Here is a 24,958-nt window from a genome sequence, read left to right as displayed (position 1 = left end):
GACCTCCCCCGAACCGCGCGATCGCTCATGTTACCCCACCATAAGCGACGCCGGAGAGATCCGCCATTTCCCGTTTCCAGGTTGTCAGGTCCTCCGGACGGAACTGGTTGAGGTGCGAATGGCCGCAGGCGCGGGCCATGACTTGCATCAGTTCCACCGACGCCTGAAAGAAATTGGTGAGCTGGCGCGCGGATTTTTCGATCTGCAGGCGGTTCACCAGATGCGGTTTCTGGGTGGCGATGCCGACCGGGCAGTTGTTGGTGTGGCAGGCGCGCATGGCGATGCAGCCGATGGCCTGCATGGCCGAATTGGACAGGGCGACCGCATCGGCCCCGAGCGCAAGCGCCTTGACGAAATCTGCCGGTTTGCGCAGGCCGCCGGTGATGATCAGCGTCACATCGGAACGGCCGAGCCTGTCAAGATGCCGGCGGGCGCGGGCGAGCGCCGGGATGGTCGGCACGGAGATGTTGTCGCGGAAGATGATGGGCGCGGCTCCGGTGCCGCCGCCCCGGCCGTCCAGGATGATGTAATCGACGCCGACGTCCAGCGCCGCGTCGATGTCCTTTTCAATGTGCTGGGCGGAGAGCTTGTAGCCGATCGGGATGCCGCCGGTGCGGCCGCGCACCTCGTCGGCGAAGTCCCTTATCTGCGCGAGGTCCGTCCAGTCGGGAAAGCGCGGTGGCGAGATGGCGTCCTCGCCTTCCTTCAGACCGCGCACTTCGGCGATCTTGCCTTGCACCTTGGCGCCGGGCAGGTGGCCGCCGGTGCCCGTCTTGGCGCCCTGGCCACCCTTGAAGTGAAAGGCCTGAACCCTGGAGAGCTTGTCCCAGCCAAATCCGAACCGGGCCGAGGCGAGTTCGTAGAAATAGCGGGAATTGGCTTCCTGCTCTTCCGGCAGCATGCCGCCTTCGCCGGAGCAGATCCCTGTTCCGGCGAGATCCGCTCCGCGCGCAAGGGCGATCTTGGCCGGTTCGGACAGGGCGCCGAAGCTCATGTCGGACACCATCAGCGGAATGTCCAGCCGCAACGGCTTTTGCGCATTCGGCCCGATGACGATGTCGGTGCCGACCGGGTCTTCGTCCAGAAGCGGAAAGCGCTGCAACTGGGCGGTCAGGATCTGGATGTCGTCCCAGTCGGGCAGGTGAGTGCGCGGAACACCCATGGCGTCGACCTTGCCGTGGTGGCCCGTTCGGGACAGTCCGTCGCGGGCATATTGCCGGATGAGGCCGTTATAGGGCTCTTCCTCGGTTCCGTGGCTGGTGTCGGCATATAGGCCGAGATACTGCTCTCGGTCGAAAGGTTGCGGATTGTCCGAGGCCCAGGCGGCGATTTCGTCTTCGTCCACCAGAACGTCGTCGCCCTCGATCCAGCTGTTGAATTTCGGCAGGGCTTCGGAATTGTTGTATTCGGATACGCCGCTGTCCAACCGGTAGTCCCAATAGTGCACGCCGCAAATGAGATTATGGCCGTCCACGTAACCGTCTGACATCAACGCTCCGCGATGCAGGCAACGGCCATAGAACACGGAAATTTCGTCGTCGAAGCGCACGACGACAAGGTCGACATTCGCCACAAGCGCATATTGCGGATCCCGATCCGGCAAGGCGCTCAGTTTCGCAACAACCTGTCTTTTCATGTCTTCCTCCGGCTACCGGCGTCTCCGCCCTGGCTAAAAAGGTGTCTATCAGGATCGGTCCGTCGAAATTTCCGGACGCATGGGCGGGACGGAAGCCATCTCCGCAGCGCCGTCCCGTCCCGACATGCGGGCGCTGTAAAGTCTGGAAAGGGGCACGGCGGTGACCCCGTGAAGGACCGCGCTGATCCAGACCGCGTTGACGGCCAGGTTCAACAACCGTTCACCGATTTCCTGGTCGATCTGATCGACCACGAGCAGCGCGAAAAGGGCAGTGGCCAGGCCACGTGGGCCGAACCAGCCGAAAAACAGCCTGGTGAGCGGCGCGGCGTCCGTTCCCGTCAGCGACAGCCAGACAGAGAGCGGGCGCACGACGAACAGGCTGATCAGAATGATCGCCAGACTGGCGGCATCGAGATGGAGAACAGCCTGCGGGACAAGCGTCAGCCCGATCAGGAAGAACGCTCCCCAGGAAAGCATCTGCCCTTCACTTTCGGTGAACTCGTAAATGAAGGCGCATTGCCCCTTGATGACATTTCCGAGGAAAAGCCCAGCGACAAAGGAGGCGATGAAGCCGTTGCCGTCGACCATGCCTGCGGCGAGATAGGCGCTTCCTGCCATGGCGAGTGCGCCGATGCCTTCGATGGTGTCGGTCGTCATGTTGCGCCGTTTGGCGGCCAGAAAGAGCACGCCACCGACAGCGCCGATGACACCGCCGACGAGGGGGCCGAAGACAAGCTGCTTCGCACCGAAGACCAGCCAGTCACCCGAGCCCGGCTGCATCACTTCGCCGGCGAGGCTGGCGAAGAGCAAGATGACGGGAAGGGCGAGACCGTCGTTGAGCCCGCTTTCCAGTGTCAGGGCCCGGCGGACCCGCTCCGGTACGGCCTTGTTGGTGACCACGGCCAGGCCAAGGGCCGCGTCGGTCGGGGCCAGAAGCGCTGCGGCGAGAGCTGCCACGATGATGGGCTCGCCCGGCAGAAACGGCGCTGCGGCCAGAGTTCCGATCGCGATGGTGAGCGGCAGGCCGAGAGCGAGCATCCTCACGGGCCACTGGTGGCGTTTGCGCAAGATCTGCAGGTTGATCTGCGCCGCGTCGAGAAACAGCAGGACGATCAGCGCGATTTCGGCAACGATATTGAGAAGATGCTCGGCTTCGCCAAGCGGCATCAGGCCGGTCTGCGCCATCAGGTAGCCGAAGCCGATATAGAGAATGGGTGCGGTCAGTATGCCGTTGGACAGGGTTCTGGCGATCAGCGTGTAGCAGACCGTGAACAGCGCCAGCATCAAAAGACCGGTGGCCATCAAACTTTCTCCCGAAGCCCTTGGAATTATAAGGGCAGGTCCGCACCGTCAGCTCAAATCATATTCAGATGACGGTGACGTGTGGCAACCGTGAATGCCTTTGAAGCGGCCTGCTACCAGGTCACTCCAGGCGGGCCAGCTGATTGAGTATCCGCTCGGAATCTTCGGGGCGTTCCGCGATTTCCAGGATCAGTTTCTTGCGGACGGCGTCGGCAAAGGTTTCCGGGCTGTCGGCCGTCACCACGAAGGATGCCGGACCGCCGATGATCTCACGATAGAAACGTTCTTCCAGATCATAGGCAATCGGACGTCCGGAACAATGACGGCAAAGGACCGCGAGCCCGTTGATGACGATGCCGGAAGAAACGACTGTGTCCCGGGCTTCCGCGATGGTCGGGCCGTTCCAGTTGTTGGCACTGTCGGCGGAAAGATCGATGACACGGCGCAGACCCTTGTGGACGTTGGTGTCGATCAGTTCCTTGCCCTTCAGGAGGGCGGCGCCGATGGCATTGCGCCCATAGGCGCGGCGCGGGGGCTCCATCAGGCGCGCGGCGAACTCCTCGGCGGAGGCCATGCTGTCAATGACCATCCATTCCACGACGACATCCTGGGAGAACATGTCCGCCCACTCGACATAGGTGACGGCGATCTTGCCATGGATGTTGCTGGTAATGGCATTGAGAACTGCCGGGTTCGTCACGGCCTCGGCGTAACCGGAACGTTGAAAGCGGATTTCGGCATCGTCGATCGAACCGGTCGCGTCCGCGAGCAGAACGAGTTCCAGGTCCACTTCTTCGGAATGTACGGGGCCTGCGAAAAACAGCAGGCAGGCAAAAACCGCAAAAATATTCCGCATCTTGATCGGCTCCCGGCACGTTGGCGCAGAGGGCAGCTTGAGCCGAAAGCTTGAAAAGGAAAAGGCCGGGAGGTGTTTTTGTGTTCCATCTTTGCAGATAAAACCGGCAAAGGCTGCGTTCAGACCCGGAAACCAGGGGTGTTTTGTGCTGTAAACACAGCGGGTTCACACGGGTTTTCCGGCGCGCAGCTTTCGCTGCGCACGCCCGGGATAATGGTAGCTGGACTTAAACGTTCCGGTTCGTAAGCGCTCAGGCCACGGCGCGGGCGAGGGCGCATTGCGACCAAAGGTCGTTGATCGCCTCGGCAAGGTGTTCGATGTCCTCGGCCGTGTGCAGCGGTGTCGGCGTGAAGCGCAGGCGCTCGGTGCCGACCGGGACGGTCGGGTAATTGATCGGCTGCACGTAGATGCCGTAGGTGTCCAGCAGGATGTCGGAAATCCATTTGCACTTCTTGGCATCGCCCACCATCACCGGAACGATGTGGCTCGGATTGTCCATGTGCGGAATGCCGCGCTTGTCCAGAGCGGCACGCACCTGTGCGACCCGGTCCTTGTGCGCCTTGCGCTCGAACGGGCTGTCCTTCAGGTGCCGGATGGACGCGGCGGCCCCGGCGGCAAGCGCCGGCGGCAGGGCCGTGGTGAAGATGAAGCCGGAGGCGAAGGAGCGAATGAAATCAATCACGGTCCGCGAGCCGGTGATGTAACCGCCCATCACGCCGAAGGCTTTGCCGAGCGTGCCTTCGATAATCGTCAGCCGGTCCATCAGGCCTTCGCGTTCGGCGACACCGCCGCCGCGCGGGCCATACATGCCGACCGCATGAACCTCGTCGAGGTAGGTCATCGCACCGAACTTATCGGCCACGTCGCAGATGTCGCTGATCGGTCCGACGTCTCCATCCATGGAATAGACGCTCTCGAAAGCAACCAGCTTCGGTGCATCCGGATCGTCCGCCGCCATCAGGCGTTCCAGGTCGGCGACGTCATTGTGTTTGAAAACGCGTTTTTCGCAGCGGGCGTGACGGATGCCCTCGATCATCGATGCGTGGTTGAGGGCATCGGAATAAACGATCATGCCCGGCACCTGGGAGGCCAGGGTGCCGAGAGCGGCCCAGTTGGACACATAGCCTGAGGTGAAAATCAGCGCGGCTTCCTTGGCATGAAGGTCGGCGAGTTCCTGCTCCAGCAGCACGTGATAGTGATTGGTTCCGGAAATGTTGCGCGTTCCGCCGGCGCCCGCGCCGCATTTGGCAATGACGTCCTGCATGGCGCTGACGACCTTCGGGTTCTGGCCCATGCCGAGATAATCGTTGGAGCACCAGACGGTGACGTCCTGAATAGAGCCGTCTTCCCGATACCGCGTGGCGCGCGGGAATTGACCGGACTTGCGTTCCAGATCGGCGAATACCCTGTAATTGCCATTGTCGTGCAGTTGGCTCAGGCGCTCTTCCAGATACGCATTCACGTCCATGCTTCCGGTCCTCTTTATCGCCGCGCCTTCCGCGCTGCGCCTCTCTCCTGCCGCGCCGTCTGGCGTCGTCGCGGCCTCTCCGCTGTTCATATATAACAGCCAACTTATAGTTATTCAAAACTGCATTACCAGAGTCGTGTCGTTGATCAAGGTCAATTGGGGCGGGTGCGTCCAAACGCCATAGTTCAGGCGGCAGACGCGAATTGCCCGATTTGCATCCGGTTTTCGCCCGAAATCCGCCAATGAACTTCGATATTGAGCGAGTTTGGCAGAAGTTTCTTGCTTTCACCCATTATACATGAATACTGGTTCATGTTTCATGGAAATTGGGAGGATCCGGACGTGACCAAATCGGCCGGAGGAGCAAAGGCGTCGCAAAAGGCGCCCGGCAACCAACCGAAAACGGCCCGCGGGGAAGCTACGCGAAAGGCAATCCTTTCAGCGGCGGAACGGGTCATTGGCGCAAAAGGATACAACGACGCGTCCATCGGACATATTACCAGCGAGGCAGGTGTCGCCCAAGGCACGTTCTACATTTATTTCACCACCAAGGAACAGGTCTTTTCCGAACTGGTGCTGGAAATGGGTCGCCTCGTCCGCCACACGATCGCGGAGGCGACGCAAGGCATCGAAGACCGGCTGGAGGCCGAAAAGGCGGGCCTGACGGCGTTCCTGGAATTCGTCTGCGCGCATCCCGATCTTTACCGCATCGTTCAGGAAGCCCTTTTCGTCGATCCGCAAGCCTACCAGGAATATTATCAGACCTTCGCAGCCGGTTATCGCGCAGGCCTTGAGGCCGCGCAGGAAGCGGGTCAGATCTCCAAGGGGGACGCGGAGACACGCGCCTGGGCCCTCATGGGCATCGGACGCACATTGGGCGAGCAGCTTGTCGTCTTCAAGTCGGACAAGCCGATATCGGAGATCGTGGCCAGCGGCTATGACCTGATCGCCAACGGCATCAAGCCATGAGCCCGGCGCGATGAGTTACATTGAAACCGAAAGCAGGGATGGTGCGCTCTGGCTCTGGCTGAACCGGCCGGGACGCCACAACGCGCTCGTCCCCGCCATGGTGTCGGAGTTTCGCGCCGCCGTCGCCCGCGCGGCCGAGCAGGACCCGTCCGCGCTTGTGCTGGCGGCAAGAGGGCGCAGCTTTTCGACGGGTGGCGACGTTGCCGGGTTCCTGGAGAACTCCGGTTCCCTCCAGGCGCTGCAGGAATATTCCGAACGGCTGGTTGGCGGATTGCATGCGGCGATCCTTGATCTGCTTGCCTTTCCGGCCCCTGTCCTGGCAGCGATAAACGGCCCGGTAACGGGCGGTTCGACCGGCTTGATGCTCGCGGCCGATCTTGTGGCGATGGCAGAAGATGCTTTCGTGCAGCCCTATTATTCAGAAGTCGGTTTCAGTCCGGATGGCGGCTGGACGGCGCTTTTGCCCGATCGCATCGGCACCGCGAAGGCGCTTCAGATCCAGTACCGCAACGAGCGGATCGGGGCGACCGAGGCTCTGGTTCTCGGACTTGCCACCTGCATCTGTCCGCGTGAGCAACTGGAAAGCCAGATCGGGAGCTGGACCAGCGAGATTGCAAAGGGCTATGCCCAGACCCACCGGGCGACGAGAGAAAAGATCTGGGACGAGCAGCGGCGGGCGGAGGTCAAAAGCCGACTCGACCAGGAAAAGGCCCGGTTTCTGGAGCTTGTCACCCGGCCGGAAACGCTTGAAGGCATGAGGGACTTCAAAAAAGAGCGCGCCTGAGAAGCACTAAAAAACGGACGAGAACTTTGAAGTGCCTGGGAGGACACATGGAGTTTTTAACGGATATGGCCGCCAAGCGGGCGGAACTGACGCCGGATGCGGTCGCGTTTTACGACCGTGATACCGGCCGCAGCTTCACGTTCGGCGAAATCAACAGTCGCGCCAACCGTCTCGGCAACCTTCTCCTCGGCCTCGGACCGGAAAAGGGCGGACTTGAAAAAGGCGACCGCATCGCGGTCCTGTGCCACAACCATCCGGATTTCTTCGTGCTTCTTTTCGCGGCCCAGAAGACGGGATTGCTGCTGGTGCCGCTCAACTGGCGTCAGCCGGTGGCGGAGTTGAAGCCGGTTCTGGAAGCCTCGGGAGCAAAGCTGATATTTCACGACGGCGCATTTGCGGAAACGGCGGCCGAACTGGCGGCGGCAACCGGTGCCGGACTGTTGCCGCTTGGGGCAACGGGACCTTCAGGCAGTGCGCTGGACGATCTTCTGGAAGCGGCGAGCCCGGCCGCCTTCGGCTGCGGCAGGATCCAGGCCGACGCGCCCTGGTATCTGATGCTGACATCAGGCACCACCGGTCTGCCTAAGGCGGTTATCCAGACCGCCGGGATGGCCTATGCCAACATGATCAATTATTCGCAGGCGGCCGGTCTCGCGGCAGGTGAAAAGAGCGTCAACTTCCTGCCGCTGTTTCATACCGCGGGGATAAACCTGCCGACACTGCCGGTTTTTCTGAACGGCGGGTCATCGACCATCCTGCGCAAGTTTGACGCCGATACGGTTCTGGACCTGATCGATGCCGGGGAGGTGACGAGTTTCTTCGCGGTTCCGGCGATCTACCAGGCACTGGCGCTTTCGGACAGGATCGGCAAGACGGATTTTTCCAAGGTGCGGTTTCTGGGGTGCGGCGGCGCACCGGTGCCCGGGCACATTCTGACCGACTTCCGCAAACGCGGCGTGACCATCTGCAACGGCATGGGAATGACCGAGACCGGGCCGACCGTGTTCCTGATGGACACGTCCCATGCGGCTGTAAAAGTCGGTTCTGTTGGAAAACCGCAGATCCTGACCGATGTCAGACTTGTTGACGGTAACGGAGGCGTCGTGGACGGTCCCGGAGAAGGGGAAGTCCAGTTTCGCGGACCCAACATCACGCCGGGCTACATGGACAACCCGCAGGCAACCGCCGAGGCCTTCACGGCGGACGGCTGGCTGAAGTCGGGGGATATCGGCAGGCGGGACGAAGATGGCTATTACTATATAATCGATCGGCTCAAGGACATGTATATCTCCGGCGGCGAAAACGTTTATCCTGCCGAGGTTGAAAAAGTTCTGGTCGACCATCCGGCGATTCTGGAAGCCGTGGTCATCGGTGTGCCGGACGACAAATGGGGCGAGACCGGCGCGGCCTTTCTGATCCTCAGGCCCGGGGACGACCTCGACACACATGATCTGCCGGGATGGTGCCGAAGCCGGATTGCGCCCTACAAGATCCCGAAACGCTTTTCCATCGTCAAAGACCTGCCCCGTACTGCCGCCGGGAAAGTCCGGAAAAACCTTCTCAAGGACATGGCTTTCGCCGAAAAGACACCAGAGGACGCCTGAGCGATGACACTTGCCGACGATGCGCGCGGGAGCGGCAGCTTTACCTGGATCCCCCGCCAGACGGATTTCGATGCTTTCGCCAGGCTCTCCGGCGACGACAATCCGATCCACGTCGACCCGGAATTTTCCGCGCGCACGCGCTTCGGTCGCACGGTTTCGCATGGCATGCTGCTGTATGCCCGCGTCTTTTCTCTCCTTCAGACGCTTTATCCCGGCCGGGCACATGCGGTGCAGACCCTGATGTTTCCGAACCCGGCCTACGCGGACGAAGAGCTGAGGTTTTCGTTTTCCGAAAATCCGCAGCAGCCGGGCCAGATACTCATCGAGGTGGCGCGTAGCGCGGATGGAGCTGTGACGCTTTCGGGCACTTGCGATCTGGGAGAAAGCCGATGACGCTGGAACTCGGTCAGCGGTCGGACCTGACCCGGACCTACACCGAGCAGGACATGCGTGATTTCGCGCTGCTGGCGGGAGATGAAGCGGCTGTGCCAAGGTCCGTTCCGGGACCGCTCATCGGCGGCCTGTTTTCTTACCTCCTCGGCGTGAAGCTTCCCGGGCGCGGGACGAATTATCTCAAGCAGAGCCTGGAGTTTCTTGCCGAGGCACCCGTCGGAGAGGCGCTGACTGCATCCGTTACGGTCACGCGTCTCAGACCGGAGAAGCACCTGGTCGACCTTGAGACAGTGTGTGAAACCGCGGACGGAACGCGCATCTGCCAGGGGCGCGCGCTGGTTTATGTCGAGGATGTCGGCAAGGAATAGCCGGGCGTTTAACAGCAGAGAATTCTCATGCATTTTAATCAACCAAATGGTTGACTAAAATCTCTGCGTGTTGTAATTCAACCAAATGGTTGAACGAATGACTGACAAACAGAAGCTTACCGCGATCCTCAAGGCGGCAAGCGATCCGATCCGCAGAGAGCTGCTGACCCTGCTGGTTCAGCACGGACCGACACGGGTGACGGATCTCGCCAGGCATTTCGATGTCAGCCTGAATGCAGTGTCGAAGCACATCAAGATACTGGAAGCTGCCGGACTTGTGCGGCGGCGGACCGAATGGCGGGAACATCTGATCGAGGCGGACATGGAGCCGGTCAATCAGATCGACCGCTGGTTCCAGGATCTGCGATCCGTCTGGGATCAAAGGCTCGACGTTTTGGACGATGTTCTCAAAAGGGAGATGGAAGATGAATGACTTGAGTGTAGTGGTTTCGCGCATATTCCCAGCCCCCAGGACGAAGGTCTTCGAGGCCTGGCTCGATCCGCAGGTACTGGCCCTGTTCATGCAGCCTTGCGAAGGGGGCCCGCCGGCAACCGTGACGAACGATCCGGTGGAAGGCGGTGATTTCGAGATCATCATGCGGGCCGACGACAAGGAGATACCGCACCGGGGCGTCTACAAGGAAATCAATCGCCATTCCCGGCTGGCCTTTACATGGGAAAGCCCGTTTTCCCTGCCGGACAGCGTGGTGACGCTGGATTTCAAGGACGTTGCTGACGGAACGGAACTGACGCTGACGCATGTGAAGTTTCCGTCCGAAGAAAGCCGCGACGGTCATGAAGGCGGCTGGAAAGGTATCCTGGCGGCACTGATGCCTGTCCTCGCCGAAAGCAAGGCGGCCTGACGCCATCCTGAGCTCCGCATTCCGACCGGGATGCGGAGCGTTATTCGCCTTCGACGACGCGCACCTTGTCCGGCCAGAAGGCATAGTGAGCGGTGAGTCGCTTCGCCATCTCGATCGGTGTCCTGTAGACCCAGCCGATCTCGTTTCCGCCAAGCGAAACGTAGCTTGCATCCCCCTTGATCGGGCAGTGAGTGGATTTTTCCACCTTGCCGAGTTCGGCGGTCAGATCCGCTTCCGGCACATAGACCACCGGATCATAGATCGATTTACCGGCCTCGATTACCCTGACCGCATTGGTGCTGTCCGCCACGAGCGTCTCGCCGGCGTAAATGCGTATGCGGCGCGAAATGTCCTTGATCACCATGAGATGAGCCGGGTTGTCCGGGTTGCGGATGGCGTTTTCGAAGGCATGACCTGTTTCGAGTGTCATCGGGCTCTCCTCTTTTGCTTCTGGAAGGTGATGCTTCAGCCTGCAAATGGCAAAAGCAAAGTTCTGACATTCTTGTGAAATGGTGTATTGGCCCGTGAAATGGCGTTCTGGTCGAATTCCTTCGACAGGGGGCTGGCAGAGCCCTGAAAATTCTGCTGAAACTGCGGCCTGATGGAACAGTAGAGTTTGCGCGAGGCGGTTTCCAATGGACAGTGTGGCTGACGATCTATTGCGGCGGCTTTTTCAAAAAGCGGTCGAAGTGGCGGACCCGATGAAAAGCCTAGCCGCCTTCCTGCCGGAAAAACCGGCCGGGCGGGTGGTCGTGGTCGGCGCGGGCAAGGCGTCGGCGCGGATGGCGGAAGCGGTCGAAGCTTTGTGGGGGCCATGCGAGGGTCTGGTGATTACCCGCTACGGCTATGCCCGTCCGTGCAAGGGCATCGAGATCGTCGAGGCGGCGCATCCCATACCGGACGAGATCGGACTTTCCGCAACAGAGCGAATGCTGGACCTGCTGGCCGGTGTCGGGGAAGGGGATTTTGTGCTGGCGCTGATTTCCGGCGGTGCGTCTGCGCTGCTGACCGCACCTGCCGGAACGATCACGCTCGGCGAGAAACAGGAGGTCAACCAGAAACTCCTGGTGTCCGGCGCGGCCATCGGCCAGATGAACGTGGTGCGCAAGCATCTGAGCCGCGTCAAGGGCGGGCAGCTTGCCGCAGCGGCCTATCCGGCGAAAATGCTGGCCCTGCTCATGTCCGACGTTCCGGGCGACAATCCTGCTGAAATCGGCTCGGGGCCCACAGTGGGCGATGCCAGCACACCGGAGGACGTGAAAGCCATTCTGGACCGCTGGAAGATCGAAGTGCCAGCATCCGTCAGTCAGGTTCTGGCCGGGCAAAGCGGCGTCCTGCCGCCAGGAGACGAACGGCTCAGCCGGGTCACCAACACGATCTTCGCGGCTCCTTCCCAATCTCTGGAGGCGGCAAAGGAGCTGGCGGAGGCGGAAGGCTGCGAGGTCGAAATCCTTGGCGACGCACTTGAGGGTGAAGCGCGTGATGTTGCCCATGAACATGCGGAACTTGCCTTGCGCCGTCAGCGGGAGCGACCGGCCGGAAGCCCGCCGTTGATCCTCCTGTCCGGCGGTGAACTGACCGTCACCCGGCGCGGCGACGGCATCGGCGGACCGAACGCTGAATATGCTCTGGCGCTGGCTTTGGCGCTGAAGGGGGCCGCCGGCATTCACGCAATTGCCTGCGATACCGACGGCGTTGACGGTGCGGCGGAAGTCGCCGGTGCCGTGATCGGACCGGAGAGCCTTGAAAGGGCGAACACCTCGGGGCTTCTGGCGGAAAGGGCCCTGGCGGACAACGACGCCCATCGGTTTTTCGAGGTGCTTGGCGATCAGGTCGTCACGGGGCCGACACTCACCAATGTGAACGATTTTCGCGCGATCCGGATCGATTGAGGACAGGGGGCGAACGTGTCTGAAGTCACCATCACGCGCGCCGTGCGCATGCCGGATCCTTTCCGGATCGAGCGCTTTCTCTCCAATCCGAAACTCGGTCCACGGCTACTGTTCTTCAGCGGCGGGTCCGCACTCAACAGCGTGTCGCAATCACTGAAACGCTATACCCACAACTCCATCCATCTGGTGACACCCTTCGACAGCGGCGGCAGCTCACAAGGATTGCGGGTCGCCTTCGACATGCCGGCAATCGGCGATCTCAGAAGCCGGTTGATGGCGCTGGCCGACGAAACGGTTCTTGGGCATCCGGATATCTTCCGTCTGTTCACGCACCGCTTTGCCAAATCCGCGCAGCCTGCGGATCTCGGCGCGGAGCTCGACTCGATGATTGCCGGCGCTCATCCGCTGATGGATGCCATCGAGCAGCCGATGCGCACGCTGATCCAGAACCAGCTCGGCACGTTCCGGTCCGCCCGGCCCGAGAGCTTCGATCTGCGCGGGGCAAGCATCGGTAACCTGATCCTTGCCGGTGGCTATCTCAACCAGAACCAGCAACTCGAGCCGATCATCTTTCTGGTATCAAAACTGGTGGGCGTTCAGGGGACCGTGCGGGCGGTGACGGACGACAACCTGCATCTTGGTGCGGACCTGGAGAGCGGCGAGACGGTCATCGGTCAGCATCTGTTGACGGGAAAGGAGTATCCGCCTCCGGCCTCGCCGATCAGGGATTTCTTTCTCAACCGCGGCCTGGAAGGCCTGGAGCCGGCAACATCGGAATTTCCGGAGCGGAATCACAATCTGCTGCAGTCGGCGGATCTGATCTGCTATGCGCCGGGGAGTTTCTACACCAGCCTGATCGCAAATCTCCTTCCTGCGGGTGTCGGGCGGTCGATTGGCGCGCGCACAGTGCCGAAGGTTTACGTGCCGAGCCTTGGCGCCGATCCGGAAACCGGGGCCATGAGCCTTCCGGACAAGGTGGACACTCTGCTGACCTATCTGCGCAGGGATGCCGGAGCAGATTGCCCGGTCGGTAGGCTGCTCAATCTGGTGATCGTCGACGCGGGTGTCCCGGATGATGAACTCACGGAGATCGGCGCACGCGGTATCACCGTTTTGAAACTGGATCTCGTCAGCAAAAAATCGGCACCCTATTACGACCCCGTGCCGCTTTGCGAGGCGCTGGTTTCGCTGACCTGAACGCCTCGTCTTCATCAACTTCGGACGTAAGGCGAAGGCCTTGGTCAGTGGTCCTGACAGAGTGATCGGTCCCGAGGCCCACGCGCGGTGCTGCCTGTTGCAGAGCGCGCCGAGTGAAGTGGTTATCGAAGACATACACCAGAGGTTCTCGCACCGGATGCTCCGGAAATGAGTAGGCTCCGGCTCTGCACCTGGCTGGGGTGACAGCCGGAGAGTGGGTCTTGCTTGCGTAACTGATCAGCTGTCTCCGGAGGGCTCGCCACGGGGCCTGCTTTCCCGTTCCACCGAAACCACTCATGTGAAAGTTTTGTTTTAAAGACAGCGTCTTGCCGCTTTGCGGTAGAAATATCGCAAGGCACCGAAACCGATTTTGTTGACTTCCGAAATCGGTTTTGTAACTCTTTTTCGTACAAAAAACGCAAAACCGCCGAAAAGCCGGGAAATTGCGAAAAAGGGATTTGAGGGCCGTAAGCCCTTGGGAGGACGAATGCAGCGAATACCCGGTTCCGTCACGATCGACGACGTGGCCCGCCATGTCGGTGTCGCCAAGGGCACCGTTTCGCGCGTTCTCAACAACTACACCGATATTTCCGATGCGACCCGCAAGCGTATTCTTCAAGCGGTCAAGGAACTGGGGTATCAGCCGTCGGCGACCGCCCGCAACCTGAAGCGCGGCAGGCAGGATACGCTCGGCATCGTGATCCCCGTCGGGCATGGCAGCGGAGCGGATCCGTTCCTCGCGGAATTCATCGACGGCATCGCCCGCGCCCTGGACGAATTGGGTCTCGATCTTCTGGTGACGACGGCCCATTCGCGTGAGCACATGATTGAAACGCTGCACCGGCTGGTCGCCCGGCGCAAGGTGGACGGTTTCATCATTACCCGTACCGAGGTCAATGACCCGCGTGTCGCTTTTCTGAGCGAGAAGGAATTCCCGTTTGTCGCCCATGGCCGTACGAGCGACCCCTCCGGCTATGCCTGGTTCGATATCGACAACGAGGCCGCCTTTGCCGACGGCGTGCGTCATCTCTACAGCCTTGGTCACGAACGGATCGGTTTCATCGGCGGTTCGCTCGAGCTGAATTTCGCCCTGCAGCGCCTTCACGGTTACCGGCAGGGACTTGAGGCGCTCGGCGTGCCGCACGACCCTGACCTGGAAAGCCTGCAGGACGTGAGCGAAAAAGGCGGGTTTGCGGGAGCCAGGGCGCTGCTGTCCCTGGATCGACCGCCCACCGCGCTGCTTTGCGTCACGGATGCACTGGCGATTGGCGTTGTGCAGTTCTGCCGCAAATACGGCCTGAAGGTGGGGTCCGACGTGACCGTCATCGGTTATGACGGCCTGCCGGTCGGGGAGTATCTCGATCCGCCGCTGACGACCTTTTCCCAGAGCGCGCAGGATGCGGGCGGCAGGGTCGCCCGAAAGCTGATCGACGTTCTGGACGGCAAAGACCCGAAGAGTTTGCAGGCGCTTGCAAAAGCGGTCCTGATCCGGCGCGCCTCGGACGGCGCGCCTTCCATGACACCGGACGAGCTGTCGAAGCTGTTCCGGCACCGGCTGAACCACCAGCCACATTCTGATACCAAGGGAGAATAGTATGATTGGGAGGAAGACATTCCTGGCCACGACCATCGCAGGTGCGCTTGCGTTCGGTCTGAGTGTGGCTCAGGCGGACACACTGCGGTTCTGGACAACGGAAGAGCAGCCGGAGCGGCTGGCCAAGCAAGAAGAACTGGCCGCAGCATTCAAGGACAAGACGGGCATCGAGGTGAACGTCATTCCGGTGAGCGAATCCGATCTCGGTACGCGGGCAACCGCAGCTTTCGCCGCGGGCGATCTGCCGGACGTGATCTACCACACCCTTCAATACGCCCTGCCATGGGCGGAAGCAGGCATCCTGGATACGGAAGCGGCGACCGAGGTCTTTGAAAACCTGGGTGCGGGCACTTTCGCATCGGGTGCCGCCGCCATGGCTGCGGTTGACGGCGGCATCGCCTCCGTACCGGTCGATGGCTGGACGCAGATGGTCATTTACCGCAAGGACCTCTTTGAGGAGAACGGCCTTGCCGCGCCGGACAGCTACGAGAACATTCTCGCCGCCGTTGAAAAGCTGCACAATCCGCCGGAAATGTTCGCTTTCGTCTCCGCGACCAAGATCGACGAGAACTTCATGAGCCAGGTGCTGGAGCATGTGCTGCTGGCCAACGGCGTGAGCCCGGTCGGCGCGGACGGCTTCACGCCGCTCGACGAGAAAAAGACCATCGAAGCGCTCGATTTCTACAAGGCCATCTCGAAGGCATCGCCTCCGGGAGATCTCTACTGGAAACAGTCGCGTGAGCTTTACTTTGCCGGCAAAGCAGCGATGATCATCTGGTCGCCGTTTATTCTCGATGAGCTGGCCGGTCTGCGTGACAGCGCCCCGCCGACCATCACTGACGACCCGACTTCGTCCGAACTCGCCTCCAAGACCGGCGTCGTGACAACGCTGAGCGGACCGTCGAATGCCGATGGCGCTGCCTGGGCGGACATCCGCTATTTCGGCATCACCAACGATGCGGACACAGAAGCAGCCATGCAGTTCGTCGAATTCTCGATGGATGAAGGTTACCTGTCGACCCTGTCGATCGCTCCGGAAGGCAAGTTTCCGATCCGCCGCGGCAACAAGGACAACGCCACTGCATTCGTCGATGGCTGGGCCGAGCTGCCGGTCGGGGTCGACCGCAAGGCGGCGCTGACGGATCTCTATGATGCCGACACGATCAAGACCATCGTTTCCGGTCTGGATACCGCCAGCCGCTGGGGCGTCAAGGAAGGTCAGCTGTCGCTTGCCTCCAAGATGATCAACAGCCAGGTGATCAACCGTCTGGTGCGTGAGTACATCGACGACGAGCGCGATGCGGCCGCTACCGTGACGAAGCTGAACGAGGAACTGGCAAAGATCCAGTAAGGGAATTTCCCGCTCGCAAGGCGAGGCGCGTTACTGACCGAGGGTTCGGCTGCGGTTTTCTCTTCCCTCTATGGGGAGAAGAGGCCGGTCCTATCCACCCGACGCGCCTGCCTTGCCTGAAGTAGCGGCATGAACATTTCCTCCGAGAGCAGGCCGGGCGTTCCAGAAGACTGGAGAATGCCCGGTCCATCCCCGGCCCAGCCTGACACAGACGCGGGCGGACGGGACAGAGTTCGCCCAAACGTGGCCCCATCGGCGGCGAAGGCACGAAAAGCAGAGCCAAACCAATGAGCGCACAAACCAGTCAACCTGTTTCCGAAGGCCCGCCGAAAGGCATCGGGCCGATGCAGCGCCGCGAGATGTGGCTGGCCTATCTGATGCTGGCGCCGACCTTCCTGATCATTCTGGTGATCGTCGCCGGTCCGCTTCTGGCCAATTTCTGGATCAGCGTGAAGCCGGTTCAGCTCGGCGATCTGCGCCCGCCCGCGGTTCTCGTCAATGAACGCCTTCGGGGAGGCCCGGAAACGGCCGGCGACAGCGCGACGCTGGAATACCGGTTGCGCAACTCCTCCCGTGACGAAGAGATCCGCGATGTGGTGCTGAAGGACGAGGTCCCGGCAGGCTTCACCGTAACCGGCCTGCCGCAGGGCTGCGAGCTGTCCGGCAGTGCGCTGACCTGCACGCTCGGAACCGTGGAGCCGGGCTGGCGGGACAGGCTTCAACTGGAAGGGACCGTTTCAGAAGAGTTCCTTGCCGCCAACCGCCCGGAGCGGGCGAGCGAACCGGTGGTCACCGGTGATGCCAACAACGTGCTCACCAATTTCGAATTCACCTTCGAGAACTTCTCCAGGATCTTCAGTGCCGATGAATTCTGGTCGGTTCTGCGGGTGACGTTCTATTACACGATCTTCGGCACCGGTGGCGCACTCGTCCTTGGACTGTTCGCGGCCCAGCTGCTGCACACCGCATTTCCCGGCAGAGGCTTTCTGCGCGGTCTCTTCCTGTTTCCCTACGTATCTCCGGTGATTGCCGTCGCCTTCACCTGGGTGGTGCTGTTCGATCCGTTCTCCGGCACGCTGAACGCGCTGCTGACCAAGATGGGCGTCGTCTCGGACCCGATCAATTTCTTCGGCCAGCGGGCGATAGAGTTTTCCATCTTCGGCATCCCGCTGGAATTTCCGCTGGCGCTGACGACCGTGATCGCCTTCGAGGCCTGGCGGTATTTCCCCCTGTCCTTCCTGTTTATTCTGGCGCGCATGCAGTCGATCAACACGGACATGTACGAGGCGGCGGAAATGGACGGCGCGACGCCTCTGCAGCAGTTCTGGTACCTGTCGCTGCCGCAACTCATGGGCATTCTGTCGGTGCTGTTCCTGCTGCGCTTCATCTGGACCTTCAACAAGTTCGACGACATTTTCCTTCTCACGGGCGGCAACGCGGGCACGCGAACGCTGACGGTGGATGTCTATGAGCAGGGCTTTGCGCTCTCCAATCTCGGGGCGGGTGCCGCGGTCGCGGTGGTAGTCTTCGTCGTGCTGGTCACCTTCGCCACTCTTTTCATCCGCTTCTCGCCGAAGGAGGAAGGGCTATGAGACCCGCCAGCATCGTGTTGACTGCTTTCACCGGTCTCCTGTGGGGCGTCATGGCCATGGTGGTTATCGGTGTCACGCTGACGCTGATTACCGGTGAAGTCGCACTGCCTCAGGCAACGGCCGCAGGCCTTGCCGGGTTGCTCGGGGCACTGGTGTTTGTCTGGCGTGGCTCCGCGACAGGCACAGGGGGCGCGCCGGCCTGGGCCTATTGCGCGGTCGTGGTGTTCCTGGTGCTGATGATCGCCAGCTTTGCCGGGCCGTTCAGCCTGCCACTCTCCGTTGCTCCTGTCTGGCAGGGGCTCGCGCTGATCGCCTTCGTCGCCGGCGTGACGGCAGCTCTCAGGCTCTGCCTGCGCGATGCCCGTTTCGGTGCGATGAGCCGCTATGAGCGGGAGGTGATCTATATCCGCATCGCCAAGGGCGTCGGCTTCGTCGTCTTCACCATCATCGTGGCGCTGCCCTTCTATGTGATGGTGATGACATCGCTGAAGAGCCAGCAGACGCTCCTGGCCAACCCGCTCGATCTTTCCATCGACTTCTCGCAAGGGCTGAGCGGCCTGGTGCGCTCCTATGTGGAACTCTTCACCCAGTTCAACTTCGGCCGTTACCTGATGGTGTCCGCCTTTGTCTCCGTGGCGACGGTCGTCATCACGCTGCTGCTTTCCGTGCCAGGGGCCTATGCCGTCTCCCGGCTGAGGTTTCCCGGTCAGGCGCTTCTGGCCCGCTCCGTCCTGTTGATCTACATGGTTCCGGCGATCGTGCTGGTGATCCCGCTCTATGCCGTGTTCTCGCAGCTCGGTCTGCGCAACACGCTGACCGGGCTCCTGATCGTCTATCCGGCGACCACCATTCCCGTCGCGCTTTACATGCTGCAGGGTTATTTCCGCGGGTTGCCCGCCGAGCTGGAGGAGGCGGGCCTGATGGACGGGCTCAGCCGTATCGGGGTCATCCTGAAGATCACGCTGCCGCTGTCGCTTCCGGCACTCGCCTCGGTGTCTCTTTACGTCTTCATGATCGCCTGGAACGAGTTCCTGTTCGCCTTCATGTTCCTGGACAATCCGGACATCTTCACCCTGTCGCGGGGGGTCGTGTCGCTGAATTCCTCCGAGGTGCCCCGTCAGCACCTGATGGCCGGCGCGGTGATCGCCACGGTGCCTGTCCTCGTCATCTTTCTGTGGTTCGAACGCTTCCTTGTGCAGGGCCTGACGGCCGGCAGCGTCAAGGGATAATCAAAAGGGCTCGCAAGAGGCCCATGGGAGTTACCTGTGTCCAATTCGGATTTAGACCAAAAAGCGAAATCCATCCTGATCGAGAATGACCAGGGTGGCTATACGGTGCCGACCAAGGGGCTGTATCCCTACCAGTGGAACTGGGATTCGGTGTTTGTCGCGCTGGGCTTTGCCACCTTCGACCAGGACCGTGCCTGGCGGGAAATCGAGATGCTGTTCCAGGGCCAGTGGCGCGACGGCATGGTGCCGCATATCCTGTTCCGCAAGGACGACCCGAGCTACTTTCCGGGCCCGTCGGTCTGGGGCACGGATGGCGGGCCGATCCCGAGTTCGGGCCATTCCCAGCCGCCGGTCGCCGCAACCGTGATCCGCGAACTTGTCGATGCGGATGTGACCGGCCAGTCGCTTGATCGGGCGGCGGCCCTGTTTCCCAAACTCATGCAGTGGCACCGCTGGTTTCTTGCCTATCGCGACCCTCAGGATCTGGGTGTCATCGCGGTCATTCACCCTTGGGAATCCGGCCGGGACAACCTTCCGGACTGGGACGACGCCTTGCGGGCGGTCGAGATTGCGGACATCGGGCCTTACGAGCGCAAGGACACCTCCCATGTGGATCCGGCGATGCGTCCGCAAAAGGCGGACTATGACCGCTATCTGAGCATCATGGCCGCCTGCCGCGCGGTGAAATGGGATCCGGCGGAGGTTGCCAGAACCTGCCCGTTCTTCGTGGCCGATCCGGGAGTGACCTTCATCTTCCTGCGGGCCAACCGGGATCTGCTGTCGCTGGCGGAACGCCTCGGCAGGGCCGCCGAGGCGACTGAAATCCGGGGCTGGATTGCCAAGATGGAAGCCGGTGCGAAGACGCTCTGGAACGAGGACCTGAAAGCGCATGTGGCTTTCGACGAGCGGTCGGGGAAACTGACCGACGGCATTTCGAGCGCCGCGTTCCTGGCGCTCTACGCGGGCATTCGGGACGAGACGACAATGAAGTCCCTGCAGGCGCATTTCGACAGGATAGCGTCGAAGGTCCGCTTCCTGATGCCTTCCTACGATCCGGATCACGCCAGCTACGAGCCGCTGCGATACTGGCGCGGGCCGGTCTGGGCGATGATCAACTACATGATTGCGCGCGGGTTTGCCGAGGCAGGCGACACGATGCGTGCAGAACGGTTGCGGGCCGATACGGCAAGCCTGATCGAGACAGGCGGATTTGCGGAATATTTCAGCCCGGAGACGGGTGCGGGTGCCGGTGGCGGCACGTTCTCCTGGACCTCCGCCATCTGGCTTTCCTGGGCATCGCCCACACACGCTGAACAAGCGGCTTAACGAGGACTGTTTCATGGGTGCGATCCAGCTCAACAAGGTCGAAAAATGGTTCGGGACACTGCAGGTCATCAAAGGGATCGATCTTCAGGTCGAGGATGGCGAATTCGTCATTTTCGTGGGCCCGTCGGGGTGCGGAAAGTCGACCCTGCTCCGGCTTATCTCGGGTCTTGAGGAAACCAGCCGCGGGACAATCGACATTGACGGCAAGGATGTGACCGCCCTGCCTCCGTCGGGCCGGGGGCTGTCCATGGTTTTTCAGTCCTATGCGCTTTATCCGCACATGTCGGTGCGCGAGAACGTCGGCTTCGGCCTGAAGACCGCCGGGGTTCCCAAGGACGAGATTACCCGGAAGGTGAATGCGGCCGCCGATGTCCTGAAACTCGACGACTATCTGGACAGGCGTCCGAAAGCGCTTTCCGGCGGGCAGCGCCAGCGGGTCGCCATCGGCCGGGCCATCGTGCGTGAGCCGAGCGCCTTCCTGTTCGACGAACCGTTGTCGAACCTGGACGCGGCCCTGCGCGTGGAAATGCGCCTGGAGATCGCACGCCTGCACAAGAGCCTCGGCACGACCATGATCTATGTGACCCATGATCAGGTGGAAGCCATGACGCTGGCCGACAAGATCGTGGTGCTGCAGGCCGGGCGGATCGAGCAGGCCGGGTCCCCGCGTGAGCTGTACGAGCGACCGGACAATCTGTTCGTCGCCCAGTTCATCGGCTCGCCAAAGATGAACGTGCTGCCCTGCACCATTGACGGAGACCGCTTCTCTCTGCTGGGGCACGGCGGCGGACGATATCCGCATGCGGGCTCATCGCAAGCACCGGTCAAGCTGGGCGTCCGCCCGGAACATATCAGCGTTACCGGCCCCGACGAGGGGCATCATTGTACCGGAACCGTCGAAGTCACCGAATATCTCGGGTCCGACACGTTCCTCTATGTGGCGCTGGACGGCCTGGAGACGGTTCTGGTGCGCATCAGCGGCAGCGAAAGCGTGGAAGAAGGCGCCCGTATCGGCCTCAAGTTCGACGAGTCGCGCATGCATTTCTTCGACGCCGACGACAAGGCCATCCGATAGTGCGATCCGGTTGGGCGACCCGGTAGGGCGCGTCTCCGGCACGCGGACTCATGCCTGTGGCTGAATGGCTGCGGGCGCCAGATCGTCGTGTTCCGGAATGGAAATCCTGGCAGATAGATTTATCGTGCAGTGCGATATGGATTTCCTCGATCTACTAAAAAAATCAAGTTTATTTCCATTTCGTTAGGGGAAAAATTTCGTATGTATTTTCCTCTAACAAATAATACATCGTCTTCCGGGGATTTAATCGTAGTGATTACTCATTGTAATTTATACGTAGGTATTTGACATTAGGGCTTCGGAAATTTTCGAAAAAAGAGAAACAAATTTGAATGATGGTTATCAGAATTGGCTTTTTTCAGCGGTTTTTTCTCTCCTTCTGGGTTGTTTTTTGATCTTCCAGATTGCAATTTGCACCCTTTAGTTTCATCGCCTGTAATAATAATTTCTTCTCTACCAATACTTGCAATTAATTTTAAGCTTACGTTTACGTGGGGGAGTGTCTTGTGAACGGGTTGGCGAGCCGTTGGGATCGAGAGGATTTCAACCGGCCTGCTTCATCGTGGTTACGCTGCTTCTGCCCACCTGATTCCGCAAAGGTCACTGGTGCCGGGTCGCGTCTTTTCAGGAATGCATTGTTAGGAGAAATGATGATGCAAGTGACAGAGCAAATCGAAGAACAGGGCCAGGCACCTGCAAAGCGTTCGGGAAGTATCGGCACCAAGATCATGTTTGTCGTCGGGACGTGCCTTGCCGGACTGGTTCTGGTGGCCGGGATTGGCCTGTGGCAGCTCGATAAGATCGGTACTCTGATTGACGGTGTCGCCAACCAGGACATTCCTCTGACCAACGCGGTCAGCGTGATCACAATCCATCAGCTCGAACAATCCATCAATCTCGAGCGTGCCTTGCGGGCCGGCGTGATGATGGAGGGAGATGACAACGCGCACGGTGAGTTCATCGAAGCGCGTGATACCTTCGAGAAGTACGCAAAGAAGGTCGACCAGGAGATTGTCGACGCCCGGGGTCTTGCTGGTGAAGCTGCGAAAGTAGCCCATTCGGAAGAAATGAAGGCGGAATTTCAGAAGGTCTATGACGCCTTCAAGCTGATAGCTGCCGAACACAAGAGCTACGACGACCATGCCCTGGAGGCCTTCGAGCTCATCGAAACCGGCCATATGGACGAAGCTCTGGCGATGCAGGGTGGCATCAAGGCGGAAGAAACAAAGCTCAACCATGAGCTTGAAGAACTGGTGCACGAGCTCGAACAGTTCACGCTCGATGCTGCCCAGACGGCGCTGGCGGCGGAGAAGCTTGCTCTCTGGAGCATTCTGGTGATATCCGCGATCATCTTCGCGGCCTCCCTGACGTTCGCGGCTATTCTTATCCGCAGAGCGATCACCCGGCCCCTGAGCGAAGTGGTGACGGGCATCAACGCACTGACGTCCGGCGATTACACCACCGAGGTGAAGATCTACGCCCAGGACGAGATCGGTGCTGTGGCAACGGCCTATCAGACTTTCCGCGACACCATGGTGCGCACGAGGGAGCTTGAAGAGGAGCAGCGGCAGAAACGCGAAGCCGAAGAAGAACGCCAGCGCGCCCTGGCGGAGGCATCCAGTCAGTTCGTGTCCAACATAGGCGCGATTGTCGAAACCGTTTCTTCAGCCTCGGCCGAGCTGCAGGCGACCGCGCAATCCATGTCCAGCATCGCGGAAGAGACCAGCAGCCAGGCAACCTCCGTAGCCGCAGCAACGGAAGAGGCCACCACCAACGTCGCGACGGTCTCGTCCGCGACGGAGGAACTCTCCAGTTCGATCGGCGAGATCAATTCGAGGGTGTCGCAGGCTTCGACCATCTCCCAGCAGGCGGTAGACGAGGTCGCCAAGACCGAAGGTCAGATGGATCAGCTCGCACAGACAGCCGAAAAGATCGGAGATGTCATTTCGATGATCTCCGACATCGCAGAGCAGACCAATCTGCTGGCCCTGAACGCCACCATCGAATCCGCCAGAGCGGGTGAGGCAGGCAAGGGCTTTGCGGTGGTTGCAAGCGAGGTCAAGGCTCTGGCCAGCGAAACCGGCAAGGCAACCGACAACATCTCCAACCTGATCAAGGAGATCCAGGAACAGACCAGCACGTCTGTCGCCTCGATCGGGGAAATCGGCGGCATCATTGCCCGCATCAACGAGACCTCGGTCGATATCGCCACGGCGATGGGGCAACAGGATGCCGCGACCAGGGAGATCGCCCAGAACGTTACCGAAGCGGCGAACGGGACACAGGCGGTTTCGGAAAACATCGTCAGCGTTACCCAGGCATCGCAGGAAACCGGGGCGGCAGCCAGCCAGGTCACCATGGCGGCCGGCGAACTTTCCGGTCAGGCCTCGAAGCTCAAGGTTGAAGTCGACAGCTTCATCGCCAGACTTCAGGCCGCATAAGAGTGCGATGATCTAAACTAAAGATCCGGTTCCGTGTGCCTTCGGGTCGACACGGGACCGGTCATCCTTTGAGGATTTTCAGGCTGGCCGTGCCGTGGGTCAGGACCCTGTTCCGCTTTCGGCGGAGCGCGATATCACGGTTTCCGATTTAGGTGCGGCACTGTTCAGACCTTCAGGCCGTGGTGCGCGTGCCGCCTCGGGTGCATCATCCGGGCTGTCCCGGCTGCTGTCGTCTCCCGCCACGATGCCGGTCATGCTGCTGGACATGGCGATCGCCACACGGTTCATGAAAACCGTGTGTTTCGGTTCCCAGGAAAGCGAGAAACCCCGGCTGTCCTGCGGCGTCTTCATGACCCTCAGATAAAAGCTGCGCCCATCCTGCTGTCCCGACACGATGAAGTAGTCGTTGCGGAAGTTTTTGGAGGCGACGACGCGACCGTCCTGCGGCCGGATCGCCCGCCGATAAAGCGCCTGATAATCGGTCTCCTCCCGAGGCACGCGCCATGTTTCCAGTTCAATGCTGCTGTCATGAGCCAGCCAGTGCCGCCCGCGCCTTGTCGCCGAGGCCGGCTCGAACAGCTTGGCCGGGACACCGAGGGTCAGTCCGCTTTCAGTCTCGTGGATTGTCTCGAACCCGACGCGCCTGACCAGATCAAGACCGTCCCGCTGCAGGATCAGTATTTGCCTGGCATCGGGAACGCCGTCCGGGACATGCTCGCGGTGTTCTTGAAAGGACGTCAGCGCAGTGTAGGTGAGGGGCCCGAACGTGCCGTCGACCAGCCCTGTGTAGTCGCCGGTGAACACCAGCAGAAACTGCGTCCGGATGCGCTCCTGATAGGTCATGTCATGGAACCAGGCCTTCGACCGATTGTAGTCGGCCAGACTTGCTCCGGTCGTAACAACAAAGACAAGGACTGCTATCAGGACTGAACGCATCACCGGCTCCCGCACCCGAGGTTCCGAATTACAGTTTAGCAAATTACCGACGTTGGAAACAGCTTTCGGCGGACGAGCGGGG

Annotated in this window: 22 protein-coding genes; 16 read left to right on the top strand and 6 right to left on the bottom strand. The window is 60.7% G+C overall.

Translation table 11 applies throughout. From position 1 onward, the window contains the following. Positions 1-25: 25 nt before the first annotated feature. From Q1B40_RS14930 to hemA, 4 genes are all read right to left on the bottom strand, one after another. Positions 26-1,636: a glutamate synthase-related protein gene (locus tag Q1B40_RS14930; RefSeq protein ID WP_299816116.1), complete on the bottom strand. Its 1,611-nt coding sequence runs from the start codon at positions 1,634-1,636 to the stop codon at positions 26-28. 48 nt (positions 1,637-1,684) lie between these two features. After that, the gene (locus Q1B40_RS14925) at positions 1,685-2,938 is read right to left on the bottom strand and encodes a cation:proton antiporter (RefSeq protein WP_299816114.1); all 1,254 of its coding nucleotides are present in this window, start codon (positions 2,936-2,938) and stop codon (positions 1,685-1,687) included. A gap of 121 nt (positions 2,939-3,059) precedes the next feature. Continuing rightward, complete coding sequence (locus tag Q1B40_RS14920) at positions 3,060-3,794, bottom strand: DUF1194 domain-containing protein (RefSeq protein ID WP_299816112.1); 735 nt, start codon at positions 3,792-3,794, stop codon at positions 3,060-3,062. A gap of 250 nt (positions 3,795-4,044) precedes the next feature. Continuing rightward, positions 4,045-5,262: a 5-aminolevulinate synthase gene (gene hemA, locus Q1B40_RS14915; protein WP_299816110.1), complete on the bottom strand. Its 1,218-nt coding sequence runs from the start codon at positions 5,260-5,262 to the stop codon at positions 4,045-4,047. A 342-nt stretch (positions 5,263-5,604) separates the two neighbouring features. Here hemA and Q1B40_RS14910 point away from each other — a divergent pair, with 342 nt between their 5' ends. The 7 genes from Q1B40_RS14910 (at position 5,605) to Q1B40_RS14880 (ending at position 10,243) form a co-directional block, all read left to right on the top strand. Then, positions 5,605-6,231, top strand: coding sequence for a TetR/AcrR family transcriptional regulator (locus Q1B40_RS14910; protein ID WP_299816108.1), 627 nt, complete (start codon positions 5,605-5,607; stop codon positions 6,229-6,231). 10 nt (positions 6,232-6,241) lie between these two features. Next, a complete protein-coding gene (locus tag Q1B40_RS14905) occupies positions 6,242-7,015 on the top strand; it encodes an enoyl-CoA hydratase/isomerase family protein (RefSeq protein ID WP_299816106.1) in 774 nt (257 codons plus the stop codon). A 47-nt stretch (positions 7,016-7,062) separates the two neighbouring features. Further along, complete coding sequence (locus Q1B40_RS14900) at positions 7,063-8,619, top strand: AMP-binding protein (protein ID WP_299816104.1); 1,557 nt, start codon at positions 7,063-7,065, stop codon at positions 8,617-8,619. 3 nt (positions 8,620-8,622) lie between these two features. Beyond that, positions 8,623-9,012, top strand: coding sequence for a MaoC/PaaZ C-terminal domain-containing protein (locus Q1B40_RS14895; protein ID WP_299816102.1), 390 nt, complete (start codon positions 8,623-8,625; stop codon positions 9,010-9,012). After that, entirely contained in the window at positions 9,009-9,380 is a 372-nt protein-coding gene (locus Q1B40_RS14890) for a phosphate acetyltransferase (RefSeq protein ID WP_299816100.1), read from the top strand. The genes Q1B40_RS14895 and Q1B40_RS14890 overlap by 4 nt, the downstream gene beginning before the upstream one ends. 97 nt (positions 9,381-9,477) lie before the next feature. Then, complete coding sequence (locus Q1B40_RS14885) at positions 9,478-9,813, top strand: helix-turn-helix transcriptional regulator (RefSeq protein ID WP_299816098.1); 336 nt, start codon at positions 9,478-9,480, stop codon at positions 9,811-9,813. Beyond that, positions 9,806-10,243, top strand: coding sequence for an SRPBCC domain-containing protein (locus Q1B40_RS14880; protein ID WP_299816096.1), 438 nt, complete (start codon positions 9,806-9,808; stop codon positions 10,241-10,243). The genes Q1B40_RS14885 and Q1B40_RS14880 overlap by 8 nt, the downstream gene beginning before the upstream one ends. A gap of 40 nt (positions 10,244-10,283) precedes the next feature. On the opposite strand, the gene Q1B40_RS14875 is transcribed toward Q1B40_RS14880, so the two are convergent. Further along, positions 10,284-10,673, bottom strand: a complete 390-nt coding sequence (locus Q1B40_RS14875) for a DUF427 domain-containing protein (protein WP_299816094.1) — start codon at positions 10,671-10,673, stop codon at positions 10,284-10,286. Between the two features lie 205 nt (positions 10,674-10,878). Here Q1B40_RS14875 and Q1B40_RS14870 point away from each other — a divergent pair, with 205 nt between their 5' ends. From Q1B40_RS14870 to Q1B40_RS14830, 9 genes are all read left to right on the top strand, one after another. Next, complete coding sequence (locus tag Q1B40_RS14870) at positions 10,879-12,135, top strand: glycerate kinase (RefSeq protein WP_299816092.1); 1,257 nt, start codon at positions 10,879-10,881, stop codon at positions 12,133-12,135. Positions 12,136-12,150: 15 nt separating this feature from the next. Further along, complete coding sequence (locus Q1B40_RS14865) at positions 12,151-13,332, top strand: GAK system CofD-like protein (RefSeq protein ID WP_299816090.1); 1,182 nt, start codon at positions 12,151-12,153, stop codon at positions 13,330-13,332. A gap of 487 nt (positions 13,333-13,819) precedes the next feature. Further along, positions 13,820-14,926, top strand: a complete 1,107-nt coding sequence (locus Q1B40_RS14860) for a LacI family DNA-binding transcriptional regulator (RefSeq protein ID WP_299816088.1) — start codon at positions 13,820-13,822, stop codon at positions 14,924-14,926. Position 14,927: 1 nt separating this feature from the next. Further along, positions 14,928-16,277: an extracellular solute-binding protein gene (locus Q1B40_RS14855; protein WP_299816085.1), complete on the top strand. Its 1,350-nt coding sequence runs from the start codon at positions 14,928-14,930 to the stop codon at positions 16,275-16,277. 287 nt (positions 16,278-16,564) lie between these two features. Next, entirely contained in the window at positions 16,565-17,869 is a 1,305-nt protein-coding gene (locus tag Q1B40_RS14850; RefSeq protein WP_299816083.1) for a carbohydrate ABC transporter permease, read from the top strand. Beyond that, positions 17,866-19,098 (top strand): carbohydrate ABC transporter permease, encoded by a 1,233-nt coding sequence (locus Q1B40_RS14845; RefSeq protein WP_299816081.1) that lies wholly within the window; start codon positions 17,866-17,868, stop codon positions 19,096-19,098. The genes Q1B40_RS14850 and Q1B40_RS14845 overlap by 4 nt, the downstream gene beginning before the upstream one ends. A 36-nt stretch (positions 19,099-19,134) precedes the next feature. Further along, on the top strand, positions 19,135-20,424 hold the full coding sequence (locus Q1B40_RS14840; RefSeq protein ID WP_299816079.1) for a trehalase family glycosidase: 1,290 nt from the start codon (positions 19,135-19,137) through the stop codon (positions 20,422-20,424). A 13-nt stretch (positions 20,425-20,437) separates the two neighbouring features. Further along, a complete protein-coding gene (locus Q1B40_RS14835; RefSeq protein WP_299816077.1) occupies positions 20,438-21,499 on the top strand; it encodes an ABC transporter ATP-binding protein in 1,062 nt (353 codons plus the stop codon). A 659-nt stretch (positions 21,500-22,158) separates the two neighbouring features. Beyond that, the gene (locus Q1B40_RS14830) at positions 22,159-23,940 is read left to right on the top strand and encodes a methyl-accepting chemotaxis protein (RefSeq protein ID WP_299816075.1); all 1,782 of its coding nucleotides are present in this window, start codon (positions 22,159-22,161) and stop codon (positions 23,938-23,940) included. A 99-nt stretch (positions 23,941-24,039) separates the two neighbouring features. Here the strand turns inward: Q1B40_RS14830 and Q1B40_RS14825 are convergent, their stop codons facing one another. Further along, positions 24,040-24,876: a peptidoglycan-binding domain-containing protein gene (locus Q1B40_RS14825; RefSeq protein WP_299816073.1), complete on the bottom strand. Its 837-nt coding sequence runs from the start codon at positions 24,874-24,876 to the stop codon at positions 24,040-24,042. Positions 24,877-24,958 lie beyond the last annotated feature (82 nt).

It is taken from the genome of uncultured Roseibium sp. (assembly GCF_947496995.1).
In the GTDB taxonomy this organism is placed as follows: Bacteria; Pseudomonadota; Alphaproteobacteria; order Rhizobiales; family Stappiaceae; genus Roseibium.
Note: the sequence above shows the minus strand (reverse complement) of the source record. Positions and strands in the feature narration are given on the sequence as shown.